14 protein-coding genes and 3 rRNA genes are annotated in these 19,719 nt (G+C 38.9%); 16 read left to right on the forward strand and 1 reads right to left on the reverse strand.

Features of this window, described 5'->3' with window-relative positions; genetic code table 11:
- Positions 1 to 65: 65 nt before the first annotated feature.
- Positions 66 to 1,811, reverse strand: coding sequence for a M3 family oligoendopeptidase (locus NMG63_RS02205; protein WP_254007346.1), 1,746 nt, complete (start codon positions 1,809 to 1,811; stop codon positions 66 to 68).
- A gap of 313 nt (positions 1,812 to 2,124) precedes the next feature.
- On the opposite strand from NMG63_RS02205, the gene NMG63_RS02210 reads away from it, so the two are divergent.
- From NMG63_RS02210 to cysE, 16 genes are all read left to right on the forward strand, one after another.
- Positions 2,125 to 3,078 (forward strand): ABC transporter substrate-binding protein, encoded by a 954-nt coding sequence (locus NMG63_RS02210; protein ID WP_254007347.1) that lies wholly within the window; start codon positions 2,125 to 2,127, stop codon positions 3,076 to 3,078.
- Between the two features lie 303 nt (positions 3,079 to 3,381).
- Positions 3,382 to 4,338, forward strand: coding sequence for an ABC transporter substrate-binding protein (locus tag NMG63_RS02215; RefSeq protein ID WP_254007348.1), 957 nt, complete (start codon positions 3,382 to 3,384; stop codon positions 4,336 to 4,338).
- Positions 4,338 to 5,264 (forward strand): ABC transporter permease, encoded by a 927-nt coding sequence (locus NMG63_RS02220; RefSeq protein WP_254007349.1) that lies wholly within the window; start codon positions 4,338 to 4,340, stop codon positions 5,262 to 5,264. The genes NMG63_RS02215 and NMG63_RS02220 overlap by 1 nt, the downstream gene beginning before the upstream one ends.
- Entirely contained in the window at positions 5,248 to 6,027 is a 780-nt protein-coding gene (locus NMG63_RS02225) for an ABC transporter ATP-binding protein (protein WP_123171769.1), read from the forward strand. Before NMG63_RS02220 ends, NMG63_RS02225 begins: the two co-directional genes overlap by 17 nt.
- A gap of 283 nt (positions 6,028 to 6,310) precedes the next feature.
- Positions 6,311 to 7,849 (forward strand): 16S ribosomal RNA (locus NMG63_RS02230).
- A gap of 308 nt (positions 7,850 to 8,157) precedes the next feature.
- Positions 8,158 to 11,055, forward strand: a 23S ribosomal RNA gene (locus NMG63_RS02235).
- A 76-nt stretch (positions 11,056 to 11,131) separates the two neighbouring features.
- Positions 11,132 to 11,245, forward strand: a 5S ribosomal RNA gene (rrf, locus tag NMG63_RS02240).
- The 16S, 23S and 5S rRNA genes sit together here, the layout of an rRNA operon.
- Before the next feature lie 240 nt (positions 11,246 to 11,485).
- The gene (locus tag NMG63_RS02245; protein WP_254007350.1) at positions 11,486 to 12,556 is read left to right on the forward strand and encodes an ABC transporter ATP-binding protein; all 1,071 of its coding nucleotides are present in this window, start codon (positions 11,486 to 11,488) and stop codon (positions 12,554 to 12,556) included.
- The gene (locus tag NMG63_RS02250; RefSeq protein WP_254007566.1) at positions 12,556 to 13,440 is read left to right on the forward strand and encodes a carbohydrate ABC transporter permease; all 885 of its coding nucleotides are present in this window, start codon (positions 12,556 to 12,558) and stop codon (positions 13,438 to 13,440) included. The genes NMG63_RS02245 and NMG63_RS02250 overlap by 1 nt, the downstream gene beginning before the upstream one ends.
- A gap of 2 nt (positions 13,441 to 13,442) precedes the next feature.
- Positions 13,443 to 14,303, forward strand: a complete 861-nt coding sequence (locus NMG63_RS02255) for a carbohydrate ABC transporter permease (RefSeq protein WP_254007351.1) — start codon at positions 13,443 to 13,445, stop codon at positions 14,301 to 14,303.
- Positions 14,287 to 15,564 (forward strand): MBL fold metallo-hydrolase, encoded by a 1,278-nt coding sequence (locus tag NMG63_RS02260; protein ID WP_254007352.1) that lies wholly within the window; start codon positions 14,287 to 14,289, stop codon positions 15,562 to 15,564. Before NMG63_RS02255 ends, NMG63_RS02260 begins: the two co-directional genes overlap by 17 nt.
- A 20-nt stretch (positions 15,565 to 15,584) precedes the next feature.
- A complete protein-coding gene (locus NMG63_RS02265; RefSeq protein ID WP_254007353.1) occupies positions 15,585 to 16,844 on the forward strand; it encodes an ABC transporter substrate-binding protein in 1,260 nt (419 codons plus the stop codon).
- A gap of 106 nt (positions 16,845 to 16,950) precedes the next feature.
- Entirely contained in the window at positions 16,951 to 17,502 is a 552-nt protein-coding gene (locus tag NMG63_RS02270; protein WP_254007354.1) for a hypothetical protein, read from the forward strand.
- On the forward strand, positions 17,495 to 18,421 hold the full coding sequence (locus NMG63_RS02275) for a helix-turn-helix transcriptional regulator (RefSeq protein ID WP_254007355.1): 927 nt from the start codon (positions 17,495 to 17,497) through the stop codon (positions 18,419 to 18,421). The genes NMG63_RS02270 and NMG63_RS02275 overlap by 8 nt, the downstream gene beginning before the upstream one ends.
- A 133-nt stretch (positions 18,422 to 18,554) precedes the next feature.
- A complete protein-coding gene (locus NMG63_RS02280; protein WP_254007356.1) occupies positions 18,555 to 19,157 on the forward strand; it encodes a deoxynucleoside kinase in 603 nt (200 codons plus the stop codon).
- 10 nt (positions 19,158 to 19,167) lie between these two features.
- The gene (gene cysE, locus NMG63_RS02285; RefSeq protein WP_254007357.1) at positions 19,168 to 19,698 is read left to right on the forward strand and encodes a serine O-acetyltransferase; all 531 of its coding nucleotides are present in this window, start codon (positions 19,168 to 19,170) and stop codon (positions 19,696 to 19,698) included.
- Positions 19,699 to 19,719 lie beyond the last annotated feature (21 nt).

Consider the following 19,719-nt stretch of genomic DNA (forward strand, 5'->3'; position numbering starts at 1 on the left):
AGTCCCACGGAACTAGGTCAGTTCCTGTGATTATGGTTTTTTCTTTATGTGTATTGATGATAATACTATTGGGTTAATTCGATAAACATTTCGATGCGGTCTGCTGCGACTTGAAGGCTTGATTTCCAGAATTCGACATCTGTTACGTCAATATCCGCTTGTGCAGCGACATCTTCACAGGATGCAGTTGTTGTAGCTTTCAGAAGGTTTCGGTATGCAGGAACAAAAGATGCTCCTTCTTTTTCAAATTTAGCGTAGAGACCCAGTGCGAATAAACCACCAAATGCATAAGGGAAGTTGTAATAACTTAATCCACCACTATAATAATGGCCTTTACATGCCCACATATAAGGGTGATAAGTGCTCGCGTCCAATCCATCTCCGTAAGTTTGGTGTTGTGCTTCAATCATAATTTCTTTTAAATCTTTAGGGAATAAGAATTCAGATTTACGGCGTTCGAAGACTTCGGATTCAAATTTAAATCGTGATAGGATATCAACGATAATTTGGGTTAAATCTTGAAGTGAATTTTCAATTAACACAAGTTTTTCTTCATCGCTTGATGCTTTAAGTGCAGCATTGAAGACAATGTTTTCACAGAATGTTGAAGCTGTTTCAGCTACAGGCATTGAGTAGCTTGTATTCAATATCGGCAAATCTTCAATCATCATACCGTGGTAAGCGTGTCCCAATTCATGAGCGATTGTAACGATATCAGAGATAGAGCCATCGAAGTTTGTGAGAACATAACTTTGTTTTATTTGCGATTGGTTACTGCAGAAAGCGCCGCTACGTTTTCCCTCGCGAGGTAAAAAGTCAATCCATGCATCTTCGTAAGCTGTTTTTGCCATCTCAGCAAGATCATCTGAAAATGCTGCGAAGCTATTAAGAATCATCTCTTTGGAGTCTTCAACTGTATAAGTTTTTGGGTTTTTGGTTTCGAAGGGTGCGAAGAGATCATACCAAGGAAGACCGTTTTCATGATTCATGAGATGGGCTTTATGTTTAAGATATTTTCTAAATACAGGAAGATACGCTTCAATTGCTTCCAATAAAGCATCAAGTGTTTTTTTGCTCATTCTTGAATCGAAGAGTGTTTTATCAAGTGCGGACTCATATCCTCGCAAGTCAGAAACCGTATTTACGGTACCTTTTATGCTGTTTAATGCGAATGCGATGGAGTCATCCATCTTTTCATATAATTCTAATTCTTTATAATAAGCATCTTTACGGATTTTTGGATCATGTGAGTATGCAAGATTACGAATTGATGCCATCGTATGTTTTTCGCCATTAAATTCAATCGTCGTCATTGAAGTGAGATGACCAAATAATTGATTCCAAGCGCTTGCGCCGTTAATATTTAATTTTGAAATGACTTCTTCAACATCAGGGGATAAATTATGCTTGCTGAGGTCAATCATTTCTTGCAAGATAAACTCATGTTCTTTAATCAATGGACTTTCCGCAACCCATTGAGGAAATACGTCTTTTGAATCTGCCATGAATTTACTGAAGAGTGCGTATGCGCGTGATGTCTCGCTAAGTATGTTTTGCAGCTGGCCCATATGGCGATTACTTTCATTATCACTTGCGTTAGCTGAAATCTGTAAACTTGCGAAGCTAACAAGTGAATTTGCAAGTGTATTGAGTTCTGAATCGAGAACTATAAAAGCCTCTAAATCCTTACTATTTGTGAGGTTGGGTGCTAAGTTATTCATTGATTCAATAATTGTTTTGAGCTTTTCTACATCTGAAGTGTAGTCTGCGTCATACCCTTTATAAAGGGCATCTAAATTCCATGTATACATTGTGATATGGTTCTCCTTTAAAATATATTAGAATTATACCACAATTATGAAAGTGTGTTACATAATAATGAAAATATATATCGAGTTCTCAGAAAAACATTGAAACAAGAAAGTAAACATGTTAAAATTTCTTTACAGAAAGGTTGGTGTCCTATGACCAACACAAATCACAAACAAAACAGCTCTTTCTTTTACTTTAGATAAAGGTTAATATCGCTACACGGTATTAACCCTTTTCCCTAGGTTAATCGAATGTAGCTGGTTCAAACAAAAAAGCTGCATTCGCAGCTTTTTTTGTTTGAAGGAGGAAACGATGAAAAAAACAATGATATTCTGTATGATTTTACTGATATTGGTAGGTTGTGGACGCTCAAAGCAAGAAGATTTATATACGATTGGTGTGTTACAATTCGCAGATCATCCATCATTAGATGCGACTTATGAAGGAATGAAAGTTAAGTTAGATAAGCTAATGGGTAGTGAAAATTATCGTATTATTTATCAAAATGCACAAGGAGAGAATGGAAATAATGAATTGATGGCCCGTGGCTTTGTATCTCAAAACGTGGATTTAATCTATGCAATAGGAACAAACTCAGCACAAAGCGCTAAAAATGCTACAGAAGGAACGAGCATTCCAGTAGTTTTTAATGCGGTAACAGATCCGGTCGCTGCAGGACTTGTTGATTCGATGGAACAACCTGGGCAATTTGTTACGGGAGTTAGTGATCAATCGCCTGTAGAAAAACAGTTAGCGCTTATTAAAGCACTCTTACCTGAAGCGAAGCGTATGGGGATTGTTTATAATATTGGTGAAATTAATTCTGTGACTCAAGTTGAAGTCATCACTTCCTTCGAAAAAGATTTAGAAGTCGTTTCGATTGGGGTCACAAGTATGCAAGAATTACCAATTGCAATTCAACAGTTAGCAGAAAAGGTAGATGTTATTTTTAACATAACAGATAACATGGTTGTTGCATCAACTGCGAATATTGTGGATATTGCTTCAAAATACAAGGTGCCGGTGCTTGCCTCGGAAGATGGTCAGCTTGATGAGGGGATTTTAGCGACGGAATCGTTAAGTTACTTTGATCTAGGGGAATCGGCGGGTGATATAATCTGTAAAATCCTTGTGGATCAGGTAGATCCAAATAATCTTTCTATTTTAATTTCAGATAAGACAAAATTGTATATAAATAAAGAGGTTGCAAGAGAGTTTGGTATTGAAATTCCTGCTTTACTTGAGGAACGTAATGAGTTGAAATGAAAAGATATTCATTAATAATGTAAGAAATGAATAAAACTGAAAAAGTACTTGCATCTAAAAAACAACAGTGTTATGGTTGTAACGAAAGGTTGGGTATTCCAATGAAAAATATAAACAATTTAAATCAAGCCCAACAATGGAGCTACTATTATTATTTTAGTTAATTAGTTAATATGCCGCGTGGATATTAGCTATTTTGTGTTACTAAAATCTACAGGCTCCTATCAATCTCGTATCAACTTAACAAAGCCGTGTAGATTTATGTACATGGCTTTTTTGTTGGATTGAAAAGAGGAGAAGAAAATGAAAAAAATAATAATGATGCTGATTGGTGCACTTGTACTCACAGGATGCATGAACAGTAAACAGAAAGAAATGAGAATTGGTGTAATTCAATGGGCAGAACACCCAGCGCTCGCAGATTCTTTAGAAGGATTTAAAAAAGGTCTTAATGATAATGGTCTAACCGATAAGATTGCGCTCGAAGTCAAAAACGCGAACGAGGATGTTGGAACTGCACATTTAATTGCAAATCAATTTGTACGTGATTCCGTTGATTTAATATTTGTCATTGCGACACCAGCTGCTCAAGCAGCAATGAACGCGGTGGAAAAAACGGAAATTCCAGTTATCTTTAGTGCTGTGTCGGATGCGAAAGAGGCAGGTTTGGTTGATGATTTAATGCACCCTGGGGGTAACTTAACTGGGGTGAGTGATTTACCACCGCTATCAAAACAAGTTGCGCTGATCAAAGAAATGCTCCCAAACGCAAAGAATATAGGGATCTTATTCAATACAAGCGAAATTAATAGTAGAAATCAGATTGATGAAGTACGCACGATTGCACAAGATTTAGATATTAATGTTATTGAAAAAGGTGTGAGTCAGGCTAACGAAATTGCGATTGCGGCGCAACAATTAGTCCAAGAGACCGACGCAATTTACATTGTAAATGACAATATGATTGCAGCCGCTACGGGACTTGTAGTAGATACTGCAAATGGTTCAAATAAGCCAGTATTTATGGCAGAGGTAGGACAGTTTGACCAAGGTATTCTTGCTTCGGATTCAGTAAGTTATAAACATCTCGGCGAAAAAGCCGGAGCGATGGCTTACGAGGTTTTAGTAAATAAGAGAGTGATTGCATCAATTCCGGTTTATATTTCCGAACAAACAGAATTATTCGTCAGTGAGCAAGTTGCTTCAAAACTTGGTATTAGTATTCCAGAAACGGTACGTGAAAGAGCGGTGATTCAATAATGGGACTCGTAAATACTTCATTTATTTCAGATATCTTAATTCAAGGCTTTCTATATGGTATTTTATCAATGGGGGTTCTTATCTCCTATAAAATTTTAGATATTCCTGATCTGTCCGTAGATGGTACATATCCACTAGGTGCTGCGGTAAGTGCTGTTTTAATTCTAAATGGATTTAACCCGTGGTTAGCATTACTTATTTCAACAATTGCCGGTGCGTCCGCGGGTGTTGTAACAGGGGTATTTCATGTGAAACTTGGTATATCGTCATTATTGAGTGGTATTTTAGTGATGACAGGACTTTACTCTATTAATTTAGTTGTGGCTGGAGGAAAACCAAACATTCCGCTTTTTAAATTTGAAACAATCTTTTCTACGCAATGGTTAGAAAAAATCGGAGCACCCGATTTTCTAATTAATAACTTTCAACTCATTATCATGGCAGTTCTAGTATTTGCTATAAAGGTAATTATTGATCAACTATTGACAACAAAGACAGGATATTTACTTAAAGTTACAGGTGACAATGAGCAGTTGGTTACTTCGCTTGGACACAATGTAGGAGTCGTGAAAATCATGGGACTTGCTCTTGCGAATGCGATTGTTGCATTTAGTGGAGGCTTGGCTGTTTCAGTGAATAAGTATTTTGATATCTCGCTTGGAACAGGAATGGTTGTCTTGGGATTATCCTCTGTAATTTTGGGGACAACAATTTTAGGAAGAACTAAATTAAAATCAACAACTATGGTTATTTTTGGAGCAATTGTCTACCGTCTGATTGTGGCATTTGCAATTCGAATGGGGATTGATGCACAGTTTATGAAACTTATGACCGTTGCAATCTTTATCGGCGCAATTATGCTAAATAAAATTAAACTTCCAAAACGTATGGATACGAAGGAGAACCGTCATGCTAAAGCTCAATAACATTTCAAAAGCATTCAACCGAAACACACCCATGGAAACAAAGCTTTACCAAGATTTAAATATTCAAGTTGATGATGGTGAGTTTATTACAATTATTGGCTCGAATGGTAGTGGTAAGTCAACGTTACTCAATTTGATATGTGGTCAAATCGATCCTGATGTAGGAGTTTTAACTTTTATGGGTCAAAATCTTCTGAAAATGAAGAATCACGAACGCTTCAAAACAATCTCGCGTGTGTATCAAGATCCCATGGCCGGAACATCACCTTCACTTACTGTGTTGGAAAATCTTTCTCTTGCTTCAAACAAAGGAAAACTCATGAGTTTTAGAAAGGCGATTAACCATAAAAAGGAATCAGAATTTATCGAGTTATTAAAATCTTTGGATTTGGGTCTTGAAGATAAGTTACATGTCCAAGTTGGTCAACTTTCGGGAGGACAGCGCCAAGCGCTATCGCTACTAATGGCTCTAATGAATAATCCGGATTTATTACTCCTTGATGAGCATACTGCGGCACTTGATCCGAAAAGTTCGGAGTCCATCATTAAACTTACCCAGGAAATGGTGAGTAAACGAAAAATCACGACCATAATGGTAACGCATAATTTACAGCATGCACTTGATTATGGAACGCGATTATTGATGTTTCACAATGGTACAATTATCCGTGATATCTCAAATAATGAAAAATCTAAACTTTCGAAATCTGATTTGTTAAATATGTTTGCATCTTATGATGATAATTATGTAGAAACTATCTAAGGCAGCAATGCCTTTTTTAGTTATATTTTGCCCCTGCTGTATACGCCTATATATAAGGAAGCCTTTTTCAATTTTTCGTGATGTAAAAGAACCGATTGAAATAAAACAAAATAAAGTGAAAATAGTGTTGACGGTGGCTAAAGAGGGTGGTATTATATACAAGCGCTAAGGGAAACCGGGTGCAGAAAATGGTCTTTGAAAACTAAACAGGAAACGTCAATTTCAAAAAGAAATACGGATAAATAAATAAACAAAACTCGTCAGAGTTAAAAAGAGAAAGAATCAAATGGAGAGTTTGATCCTGGCTCAGGATGAACGCTGGCGGCGTGCCTAATACATGCAAGTCGAACGAAGTGAAGAGGAGCTTGCTCCTTGGAACTTAGTGGCGAACGGGTGAGTAATACATAAGCAACCTGCCTCGATGCCTGGGATAACAGAGGGAAACTTCTGCTAATACCGGATACGTTAATCTAAGACATCTTAGATTAATTAAAGATGGGATACATCACAACGAGATGGGCTTATGGCGCATTAGTTAGTTGGTAAGGTAACGGCTTACCAAGACGATGATGCGTAGCCGACCTGAGAGGGTGACCGGCCACACTGGGACTGAGACACGGCCCAGACTCCTACGGGAGGCAGCAGTAGGGAATTTTCGGCAATGGGGGAAACCCTGACCGAGCAACGCCGCGTGAGTGAAGACGGCCTTCGGGTTGTAAAGCTCTGTTGTAAGGGAAGAACGATAGGAAGAGGGAATGCTTTCTATATGACGGTACCTTACCAGAAAGCCACGGCTAACTACGTGCCAGCAGCCGCGGTAATACGTAGGTGGCAAGCGTTATCCGGAATTATTGGGCGTAAAGGGAGCGCAGGCGGTTTATCAAGTTTATGGTTAAAGTTCGGGGCTTAACCCCGTGATGCCATAGAAACTGGTAGACTAGAGTGCAGGAGAGGTTAGTGGAATTCCATGTGTAGCGGTAAAATGCGTAGATATATGGAGGAACACCAGTGGCGAAGGCGGCTAACTGGCCTGTAACTGACGCTGAGGCTCGAAAGCGTGGGGAGCAAATAGGATTAGATACCCTAGTAGTCCACGCCGTAAACGATGGATACTAAGTGTTGGAGAAATTCAGTGCTGTAGTTAACGCAATAAGTATCCCGCCTGGGGAGTATGCGCGCAAGCGTAAAACTCAAAGGAATTGACGGGGGCCCGCACAAGCGGTGGAGTATGTGGTTTAATTCGAAGCAACGCGAAGAACCTTACCAGGTCTTGACATACCGCGCAAAAGCACAGAGATGTGTAATAGTTATGGCGGATACAGGTGGTGCATGGTTGTCGTCAGCTCGTGTCGTGAGATGTTGGGTTAAGTCCCGCAACGAGCGCAACCCTTGTCTTTAGTTACCAGCATTAAGTTGGGGACTCTAAAGAGACTGCCGGTGATAAACCGGAGGAAGGTGGGGATGACGTCAAATCATCATGCCCCTTATGATCTGGGCTACACACGTACTACAATGGCGTATACAGAGGGCAGCGAAGCAGCGATGCGGAGCGAATCTCAGAAAGTACGTCTCAGTTCGGATTGGAGTCTGCAACTCGACTCCATGAAGTCGGAATCGCTAGTAATCGCGGATCAGAATGCCGCGGTGAATACGTTCTCGGGCCTTGTACACACCGCCCGTCAAACCATGAGAGTTGGTAATACCCGAAGCCGGTGGCCTAACCTAGTTTACTAGGAGGGAGCCGTCGAAGGTAGGATCGATGATTGGGGTTAAGTCGTAACAAGGTATCCCTACCGGAAGGTGGGGATGGATCACCTCCTTTCTAAGGAGTAATTAGAAAGACGTGAAGTTGACACCTAAAGTTTCCTGTTTAGTTTTGAGAGTCCGTTGGAATCTCAAGAAAAATGATCTTTGAAAACTGAATAACAGAAAAGAAAAAGAGATAGACAAAGAAATAAATGTTATCAACATGATCTTTTCGAATAGTTGTATAAAACTAGATTTACATCAAGTTAAACAAAAACAGTAACTTAAGCAATTAAGTAAGCAATCAAAGCAAACACACAGCTTATCAAGCGATAAGCGTTAAAAAAAACCTGATTTTAAGAATTAGGGCGCGAAATTACATGTGATTAAATATGTAAGGGCGTACGGTGGATGCCTAGGCACTAAGAGCTGATGAAGGACGCGACTAACAGCGAAATGCCTCGGGGAGTGGTACGTACACAACGATCCGGGGGTATCCGAATGGGGAAACCCAATACTGGTTATGCAGTATTACACATAAATGAATACATAGTTTATGATGAGGCAACCTTGCGAACTGAAACATCTTAGTAGCAAGAGGAAAAGAAAACAAAAGTGATTCCCTGAGTAGTGGCGAGCGAAACGGGAAGAGCCCAAACCATCTTCGTGATGGGGTAGTAGGACCACAACGTGGGATATCGAAGCTAGTCGAATGGCATTGAAAGGCCAGTCAAAGAAGGTGCAAACCCTGTAGACGAAAGCGTAAGATACTCTAGTGGTATCCTGAGTACGGCGAGGCACGAGAAACCTTGTCGGAATCAACCGGGACCACCCGGTAAGGCTAAATACTCCTTAGTGACCGATAGTGAACCAGTACCGTGAGGGAAAGGTGAAAAGAACCGCGGAAGCGGAGTGAAATAGATCCTGAAACCGTATGCTTACAAGAAGTCAGAGCCCGTTAATGGGTGATGGCGTGCCTTTTGTAGAATGAACCGGCGAGTTACTCATAATGTGCGAGGTTAAGTTGAAGAGACGGAGCCGAAGCGAAAGCGAGTCTTAATAGGGCGATATAGTACATTGTGGTAGACCCGAAACTGAGTGATCTAGCCATGACCAGGTTGAAGTTTGGGTGAAACCAAATGGAGGACCGAACCGACCATCGTTGAAAAGCTGGCGGATGAGTTGTGGCTAGCGGAGAAATTCCAATCGAACTCAGATATAGCTGGTTCTCCCCGAAATAGCTTTAGGGCTAGCGTCAATGTAAGGCCACTGGAGGTAGAGCACTGAATGTATGATGGCCCCATCTCGGGGTACTGAATATAATCAAACTCCGAATGCCAGTGGATAGTAGTTGGCAGTCAGACTATGGGTGATAAGGTCCGTAGTCGAAAGGGAAACAGCCCAGACCATCAGTTAAGGTCCCAAAATTCATGCTAAGTGGAAAAGGATGTGGGGATGCACAGACAACTAGGAGGTTGGCTCAGAAGCAGCCATCCTTTAAAGAGTGCGTAACAGCTCACTAGTCGAGTGACCCTGCGCCGAAAATGTACCGGGGCTAAGTATGATACCGAAACTATGGATTTATTGTTTCAATAAATGGTAGGGGAGCGTTCTATACTGCGTTGAAGCTGTACCGTAAGGAGCAGTGGAGTGTATAGAAGTGAGAATGCCGGTGTGAGTAGCGAGATGTCAGTGAGAATCTGACACACCGATTGCCTAAGGTTTCCAGGGGAAGGCTCGTCCTCCCTGGGTAAGTCGGGACCTAAGATGAGGCTGAAAAGCGTAGTCGATGGACAACAGGTTGATATTCCTGTACCCGATACATAAGTGAAGGAATGACAGAGAAGGCTAGGTTATGCCAGCGACTGGAAGTGCTGGTTTAAGCGAAGGAGCTGTATGGTAGGCAAATCCGCCATGCAAAGCAAAGGCGTTACGAGGAGTGAACCCGTGAGGAAGTAGCGAAGTAACTGATGCCAGCTCTCAAGAAAAGTTTCTAGCGTTAATTATGTATTGGCCCGTACCAAAACCGACACAGGTAGGCAAGGAGAGAATCCTAAGGTGAGCGAGAGAACTGTTGCCAAGGAACTCGGCAAAATGACCCCGTAACTTCGGGAGAAGGGGTGCTCGTAAGAGCCGCAGTGAAGAGGCCCAAGCGACTGTTTAACTAAAACACAGCTCTCTGCAAAGTCGCAAGACGAAGTATAGGGGGTGACACCTGCCCGGTGCTGGAAGGTTAAGGGAATATGTTAGAATTCGTTCGAAGCATTGAACTGAAGCCCCAGTGAACGGCGGCCGTAACTATAACGGTCCTAAGGTAGCGAAATTCCTTGTCGGGTAAGTTCCGACCCGCACGAAAGGTGTAACGATTTGGGCGCTGTCTCGGCAGCAGACTCGGTGAAATCTTAGTACCGGTAAAGATGCCGGTTACCCGCAACTAGACGGAAAGACCCCATGGAGCTTTACTGTAGCTTGATATTGAACTTTGAGCCTACATGTACAGGATAGGTGGGAGACTATGAAGCATGTACGCTAGTATATGTGGAGTCGCCATTGGGATACCACTCTTGTATGTTTGAAGTTCTAACCGCGTACCGTGATCCGGTACCGGGAGAGTGTCAGGTGGGCAGTTTGACTGGGGCGGTCGCCTCCTAAAGAGTAACGGAGGCGCCCAAAGGTACCCTCAGATTGGTTGGAAATCAATCGACGAGCGTAAAGGCAGAAGGGTGCTTGACTGCGAGACCTACAAGTCGAGCAGGGACGAAAGTCGGGCTTAGTGATCCGGCGGTTCCGAGTGGAAGGGCCGTCGCTTAACGGATAAAAGCTACCCTGGGGATAACAGGCTAATCTCGCCCAAGAGTTCACATCGACGGCGAGGTTTGGCACCTCGATGTCGGCTCATCGCATCCTGGAGCTGAATTAGGTTCCAAGGGTTGGGCTGTCCGCCCATTAAAGCGGTACGCGAGCTGGGTTCAGAACGTCGTGAGACAGTTCGGTCCCTATCTGTTGTGGGCGTAGGAAATTTGAGGAGCGCTGTCCCTAGTACGAGAGGACCGGGATGGACATACCGCTGGTGTACCAGTTGTTCTGCCAAGGGCATCGCTGGGTAGCTAAGTATGGACTGGATAAGCGCTGAAAGCATCTAAGCACGAAGCCAACTCCAAGATGAGATTTCCCATACGTAAGTAGTAAGACCCCTGAGAGACGATCAGGTTGATAGGTCAGAGGTGGAAGCATAGTGATATGTGGAGCTGACTGATACTAATAGGTCGAGGTTTTAATCACAAAAGATACAACGATTCGAAAAAGATCAAATTTCTGTTATTCAGTTTTGAGAGTTCATCTCTCTAATGCACTATGATCTGGTGATTTTAGCGAAGTGGTCACACCTGTTCCCATCTCGAACACAGAAGTTAAGCACTTTAGCGGCGACAATATCTAGCCACGCGCTAGTGAAGATAGTTCATCGCCAGGTAATTTGACACTCTATTTAGAGTGTCTTTTTTTTTTATGCGGTCATAATTGTAATTATGTGACAGTTTATATTTTTTTCACATGTTTATTTAATATTGTTAATGGTTTTTAACACAAATACGTGTATTGACTGTTATAATAATGATGTAACAACTGTACGTAAAATTCGTGGTCGTTCACGAAATAAATAATATCGAATATATTAAAATTACGTAATATTATGTTTATAGGAGGAAGATGAATGATTGAAGTCAAGGACTTACGGAAAGTGTTTGATAATGGTTTTGAGGCATTAAAGCAAGTTACATTCTCAATTGAGAAAGGTGATTTAGTTTGCTTACTTGGCCCAAGTGGTTGTGGAAAAACAACAATTTTAAATTTAATTGCTGGTTTACTTGATCCCACGGATGGCACAATTCACAATGAAGGGGTCTCAATGGTTGATAAACATCCTAAAGATCGTGATATTGGTTTTGTATTTCAAAACTACGCACTTTACCCACATATGACAGTATTAGAGAATGTCATGTTCCCACTACGCGTAGGTGATAAAAAAATGCCAAAAGAAGAAGCAGAAAAAATTGCTCGTAAATATATGGCATTAACAGATATTGAAGAATTAGCGAATAAAAAACCAGGAACAATGTCTGGTGGACAGCAACAACGTGTAGCGATTACTCGTGCTTTAGTTCAAAACCCTTCAATTTTATTACTTGATGAACCATTAAGTAACCTTGATGCACGTTTGCGATTGAAAATTCGTGAAGAAATTCGTCGTCTTGTTAAGGAAATTAACATTACTACAATTTTTGTTACGCATGACCAAGAAGAAGCGTTATCAATTAGTGATAAAATCGTTCTTATGAACGAAGGTGTTATTCAACAATATGATGACCCTCAAAATCTTTATTTAGAACCTAATAATTTATTTGTGGCTCAATTTATTGGTAATCCTGTCATCAATATTCTTCCTGTAGAAGTTAAAAATGGCACAATCATGGGCGAAACTTTCGAATTTAATAAGAGCTCACTTGTACAAGATCGTATTAAAACAGATTTAACAGATGGAACATACCTTTTAGGAGTTCGTCCCGAAGATATCATTTTCGGTGAACAAGGAATTTTTAATACTGAAATCGAAACCGTAGAACTTATTGGTCGTGAAGGAATCCTTAATTTTAAAATTGGTTCAAAAAATGCGAAGGGAATCGTAAGTATTGAATCATTAATTGATCCAGCAACAATCGTTAATTGTGATTTCAATTATCCACGCATTTTCATGTTTAAAGAATCTGGCGAGAGGGTCTACTAATGAAGAAGTTTAAGTATAGCGCTGAAAATCAAAGACAGGCTTGGTTGTTTCTTTTACCTGCTTTGGTGATTATTGCTTTATTTAATATATATCCATTAATCCGCGCGTTAATTATGTCCTTTCAATCAGGTACACTAACAAACTTGAAGCCAGCCGGCATTAGTAATTATCAATATGTACTACAGGATCCAAAGTTCCATATTGCAATGCGAAATACTGCAGTTTATGCCTTTCTTGTAGTTCCAATTTGTTTAATTATTTCAATGTTTATTGCACTTCTCATTTTTGAAAAAATAAAGAATAAGAGTTTCTTTGAAACAATTTTCTTTATTCCTTACTTAACAAGTGTTATTGCGATTGGGGTTGTGTTCCGTTACCTCTTTAATGGTCCTTATGGATTCATTAACTTTCTATTAAGCTTTATTAATGTTGGTCCAATTAATTTCTTGGACGATATTATGATGAGTTTGCCGACGCTGGTCATTTTTGGAATTTGGAATGGTCTTGCGTTTAATATAATCATTCTACTCTCAGGACTTCGTAATATTGATCGTGAATACTATAAGGTGGCTGATATGTTTGGTGCAACGGAACTTCAAAAATTATTCCGAATAACTTTGCCTCAACTTATCCCAACTTTAACGTTCCTGTTAACAGTTAACTTAATTAATGCCTTTAAAGTATATACTCAAGTCTTTGCGATCTTTAATGGTAAGGCGGGAATTGCAAATAGTGCGACAACTGCCGTATTCTATATATTCACTACCTTCCATGTTGATAATCGATATGGTCCGGCGATGGCCGCAACTATTCTTCTGTTTGTGTTTATTCTTGTATTAACACTGATTCAGAATAAAGTGTTGAAGAAGATAGAGGAGAGATAGCCGTGAACGAAAAATCTGAATTTTCACCAAATTTAAAAATTATACTAACGAAGTTATTTAAAATAATTGCGACAATCTTTATTGTGGTTATGGCGATCATTACTCTATTTCCATTTGTTTATATGATTCTTGCAAGTTTGATGACCTATCAGGAAGCGACCAGTATTCCACCAACGTTAATTCCTTCATCACCACAGTTCCACAACTTTGTGGAAGTATTTCAAACAGCACCGTTTGTTCGTTATTTCTTTAATACTGTAGTGGTTGCAGGGATTAGTACACTTGGAATTCTAGTTACATCAACTTTGGCTGCATTTGCACTTGTAAAGCTCGAGTTCAAGCACAAAGGTCTAATTATTTTAATCATGGTATCCTTGCTGATGGTACCGTATGAGTCAACAGTATTTACAAATTATCAGACGATTGCGCGTCTTGGTTTATTGAATACCTATACTGCGTTGATTGTTCCATCACTTGCCAGTGTATTCTATATATTCTATTTAAAAGGGTATCTAACAAGTATTCCAATTTCATACTATAAAGCAGCTAAAATTGATGGGTGTACGGACTTGGAATTTATTCGTAAAATTATGATTCCTTTATCAAAACCTGCTCTCGTTACAATCGGTATTTTAAGCTTTATCTCACACTGGAATTCATTCTTGTGGCCATTATTGGTTACCAATGATTCAAGTATGCGATTGTTGAATAATGGGTTGAGTGCATTTGCTACGGAGAGTGGGACAGATGTTCATCTTCAAATGGCAGCTGCAACATTAACAATCATCCCAGTGCTGATTATTTACTTTATTTTTAGAAATCAAATTATTAAAGGAGTGTCAAAGAGTGGACTTAAAGGATAGAAAAACTAAAATTACATTTCACAGTGGCGTACTTACAATTGGTGGTACTGTTATTGAAATAGCGTATGAAGATTCACATATCTTTTTTGATTTTGGTACAGAATTTAAACCAGAATTAAATCTCAAAAATGAATCGTTACAAGAACTTATCGACCATCGTCTAGTGCCACATTTAGAAAATATTTATGATCCTGAATTAGGGTATACGTATCCATTCGAGAAGGGTCCTAATTATGCTCATACTGCTGTGTTTTTAAGTCATTGTCATCTTGATCATACGCGTATGGTTAATTACTTGGATCCAAAAATTCCGATGTATGCACTTAAAGAAACAAAAGTTTTATTAAATAGTTTGAATGCACAAAATAACTTTATTTTACCAAGAGCAAATGCTACGGATTCATTCACACGTGATATTATCGGTTGTGATAATCATGACGTTATTGAAGTTGGAGATATCAAGGTAGAATTAAGTCGTGTTGACCATGATGCTTATGGTGCCTGTGGTCTTTTAATCACAACACCAGATATGCATATTGCTTATACAGGTGATTTACGTCTTCATGGTTTTGATGTTGAAGATTCACTTCATTATTGTGAACAAGCAAAGAATACCGATATGCTCATTATTGAGGGTGTATCAATTAGTTTCCCTCAAGAGGACCGTGCAACGGGACGTATTGAGTCTGAAGCAGATTTACTTAAGAAAATCGTGAATATTGTAAACAGTAATCCAAACAAACAAGTGACTTTCAATTGCTATCCGGCGAATGTAAAACGATTAGCTGAGATTGTAAAACAAAGTCCACGTGAGGTGGTATTAGAAGCATCCTTTGCAAATATCTTAAAAGAGTGTTTAAATATGGAGTGTAAGTATTACAATGCAAATGACAATAACTTTAACTTGGATAAGAATCTTGAAGTGGATTACGATACATTACTTCAAGATGAGGGAGCTTATTTGTGGCAGGTTGTTGATCATCACGAAAACCTTAAAGGAGGTGGTGTCTATATCCATAGCGACGCTTCGCCGCTAGGAGAATTTGATCCAGCATATTTACCATTTATTCAGTTGTTGAAGGATTGCGATATTGAATTTAATCGTATAGCGTGTTCTGGACATGCTTACCCTGAAGATTTAGATCGTATTGTAAGCCTAATCCAACCGAAGTTATTAGTTCCAATTCATTCTCTAAGACCAGATTTACTTGAGAATAAATATGGAATGCGTCATTTACCAACCCGTGGGGAAACTATCTAAAGGAGACACATAAAACAAATATGGGAAATATTAAAAAGATTTTAGTAGCATTACTTGCTTTACTTGTTCTTGTAGGATGTTCAAATAAAGGTGATGATACAGCATCTGCTGATATCGTTACAGAATTGACAGAAGAAACAGAAATTCGTTTCTGGCATGCAATGAATGGTAAACAAGAAGAAGCATTAACAAAACTTACTGAAGATTTTATGGCAGCAAATCCAAAGGTTAAAGTTGTATTACAAAACCAATCAAGTTATCCGGATTTACGTCAAAAATTATCTGCAACACTTGTAAGTCCTAAAGACTTACCAACAATGACACAAGCATATCCAGCATGGATGTTTAATGCGTCAGTAGATAAACTTGTTACAGACTTAACACCTTATATCGAAAACGATACAATCGGAATGAAAGACTACAATGATATTGTTGAAGGATTCCGTGAGGGTGGTAAAATCGAAGGTGTAACATACGGTATGCCATTTAACAAATCAACAGAAGTTCTTTACTACAACAAAACGCTTCTTGATGAGTTAGGACTTAAAGCTCCTACAACTCTTGAAGAACTTAAAGAAGTAAGTAAAACTGTTTATGAAAAGAAAAATATTGTGGGAGCAGGATTTGACTCACTCAATAACTACTATGCTACAGGATTAATTAATAAAGGCGTCGAATTCAATAAGGATATGGATCCTACAAGTAAAGAAAGTCTTGAAGTGGCATCATTCTACCAAGAAGGTGTAAAAGATGGTTACCTACGTATCGCAGGAACTGACAAATACTTATCAGGACCATTTGGTAATGGTCAACTTGCAATGAACGTTGGAAGTACAGCAGGTGAATCACACGTACTTAAAGGTGTAGACGGTCGTTTCGAAATTGGCGTTGTTAAACGTCCTGAAAAAATCAGTTTACAACAAGGTACAGATTTATACATGTTCTCATCCGCAACATCAGAACAAAAAACTGCAGCGTTTGAATACATGAAATTCTTAGTATCTGCAGATTCACAATTACACTGGGCTAAATCAACAGGTTATATTCCAGTACGTACAAGTGTTATCGAAAGCAAAGAATACTTAGAAAGTGGTTCAATGATTGCGCCATTAATTCAAGAAATTACAAAAGATGTATTTACAATTCCAGTTTCCGCTAACTCAGATGCAGCTTATACAGAAGCAACTGTGAAGATGGAAGAATTACTATCTGATACATCAAAAACACCAGAATCTGTAATGGAGTCTTACAAAACTTCTTTACAAACAATCTGGCAATAATTAAATCAAAAGTGGATTATAAATCCACTTTTTTTTTCGTTTTCTTGAGTATACGACCATAAGTGTCGTATAATGTTGGTATACTTATGTCAAGAGGTGATACAAGATGAAAAAAGGATTTAATTTAAAAGATTTGATGATTGCGATGAAAGGGAATGATGTGAGCTCATTTATTAATGATCAAGCACTTCGTTTCACAGAGCGATTTGGACTCTCATTTGAAGATTGTGTTTCCGTTACATTGAAGTTTGATTCTCATGAAGATGCACAGGATTTCTATAATGAGTTAAAATTTAATGCATATTATTCTAAAGACTATTCGGTTGCTTCATCAGCTCGTGGTGGTAATTATTTGACCGTATCTGGTGCTCAAACCCTTTATGATTATTTTGGGTCGAATGAGCCCAATCTGTTAACTGTAAGTCGTGATTTGGATTTAAACTTCGAAATATCTTTTATCCAAACCTATACTGGAACAGAATTTACCGGTGCAGTACATCGTGGTGAGCTTCTAAGTCGTCAGTGTATTGTTGAGGTGAGCGATATGTTACCAGAGCTTACACTTGGAGGCCTTTGTCAAATTGCACGCAGCGAATCAGAATTTAATGATCTCCTGACACGTTGTTATATAATTGAAGGACAAACGATTTATGAGTAAGTTGAGTAACGCACTTGTGATGTTAGATGTTTTATCCGCACGCTCTGTAGTATCCTTATCAGAGCTTGCGGATCTTTTGGAGATTAGCGAACGAGGCGTCCAACGGTTAAAGGACGAACTTGAATCCGTCGGATATGAGATTAAAACGGTAATGGGGCCCGGTGGTGGTTATGTATTAGAGTCAAAAACTCAGATACAGCCATTGGCTTTTGAACGCAATGAACGGAAAATGTTGAAGCAGGCTTTTTCGGTTTTATTATCACAAGATAATCCAACATTAGGAAATGATTTTGTTGCTGTAATATCAAAGTTATCCCATCAATTAGATTATAGTGGTAATGTATCCGTATCTGCTTTCCAATCTGTTAAGCTTAATGTCGATCCAAATCTTTACCAAAAACACATAGAGATGCTTGAGAACGCCATTGAAAATCATTTGCGCATTGACATTGTTTATAATAAAAATCATCGTGAGAAGCGTTCATACATCTTTGAACCGTATGAGCTTGTAATTGTGAATAAGTTTTGGTACTTGTTGGGCTATGATGATAAAAACCGTTACTTGAGTCTGAAGGTGAATCGAATTCATGAATTATCGTTACGTGATGAGGTATTTCGTTTTGATGACGAGACTTCAAGTAAGCATGTTTTTTCTAAGTTTGGATATAAGATCAAACCTGTATTTGCGGAATTGGAAGTTTTTGAACAAGATTATCTTAGCGAATATATTTGGGGAGAACACCAAGAAATAACGTGGATTGACGATCATCGTTTTATCTTAAACGTTGAATTTTCCAATGAACTTGCTGTAAAAGATTTTGTATTACAGGGTGGTTCTCATATTACCGTTTTAAAACCACAGTGGCTTCGTGAATGGATTGTTGATGAATGTCATAAAATTACGAAACTCTATCGTTAAGATGCTTGCTTTTTTGTCATGACAAAGCTAAACTTATTGATAGAGTGTCTTAAGGGACATGAGATGGTGGTGAGTTATGGGATTTAATTATAGCGATATATTAAATTATGTATCACGGAAAGAGGTTTATGACATGATAGTTATTGAAGGTGTTGTTGGAGTTGGAAAAAGTTCTTTAATGCGCATTCTTGGTAAGGAAGGTTACGAAGAGTTTGAAGAGCCGGTTGTAGATAATCCAGTTTTGGATAAGTTTTATCATGACCGTTGTCGTTATTCATTTCCTTTACAAGTTTTCTTCTTAAATAAACGTTTTGAACACATCAAACAAGCTAAAGATGTAAGTAAAGCGGTAATGGATCGAAGCATATATGGGGACGCAATATTCGCTCGTATGTTAAACTTAAGTGGAGAAATGAGTGACGAAGAATTTCAAATTTATTCTGAGTTACTACAAAATATGCTTGAACATGTTCATGTTCCCAAATTAATGGTATATCTTGAAATTAGTGTTGATGAGGCAATGAACCGTATTAAGAAACGTGGAAGAGATTATGAATTAATTGTTGAACGTGAGTATTGGGAAAAACTCAATGACGAATACAGTAATTATTTTGACAATTATGATCTTTCGCCAATGCTTAAAATTAATGTAGATAATCTTGATTTTGAAAATAATGAAGCAGATCGCATTTATGTTCTAAAGCTTATCAATGAAGCATTACTCGAATTAAAATAAGGAGCATTTTATGAGATTTTTAGAGACAGCACGTGCATATAAAAAACAAGATCCTGCTGTACGATCAGTTCTGGAGGTTATTTTACTCTATCCAGGATACCATGCGATGGGGTTTTATCGAATCGCACATTGTTTCTATCGTATTAAGTTTTTCTTTGTGGCTCGATTCATTTCGCAACTTGGACGATTTTTGACTCAAATTGAAATTCATCCCGGTGCAGAAATCGGTCGTCGATTTATTATTGACCATGGTAGTGGAGTTGTGATTGGACAGACTGCAATTATTGGTGATGATTGTTTGATTCATCATGGTGTTACATTAGGTGGTAAGTCACGAGAGCCTGGAAAACGACACCCGACTTTAGGTAATAAAGTTCATGTTGGTGCTGGAGCACAGGTACTCGGGAATATAATGATTCACGATGAAGCGGTGATTGGTGCAGGAAGTGTCGTGACAAAAGATGTTGCGCGCTGTGATATTGTTGCTGGAATTCCTGCTCGAACAATACGCAATAAGTGTAGTGACGAAGGAAGATTATAAAAAAACGAACAGAATCTGTTC

Origin of the sequence: Erysipelothrix amsterdamensis, from assembly GCF_940143175.1 — a bacterium.
GTDB lineage: Bacteria > Bacillota_I > Bacilli_A > Erysipelotrichales > Erysipelotrichaceae > Erysipelothrix > Erysipelothrix amsterdamensis.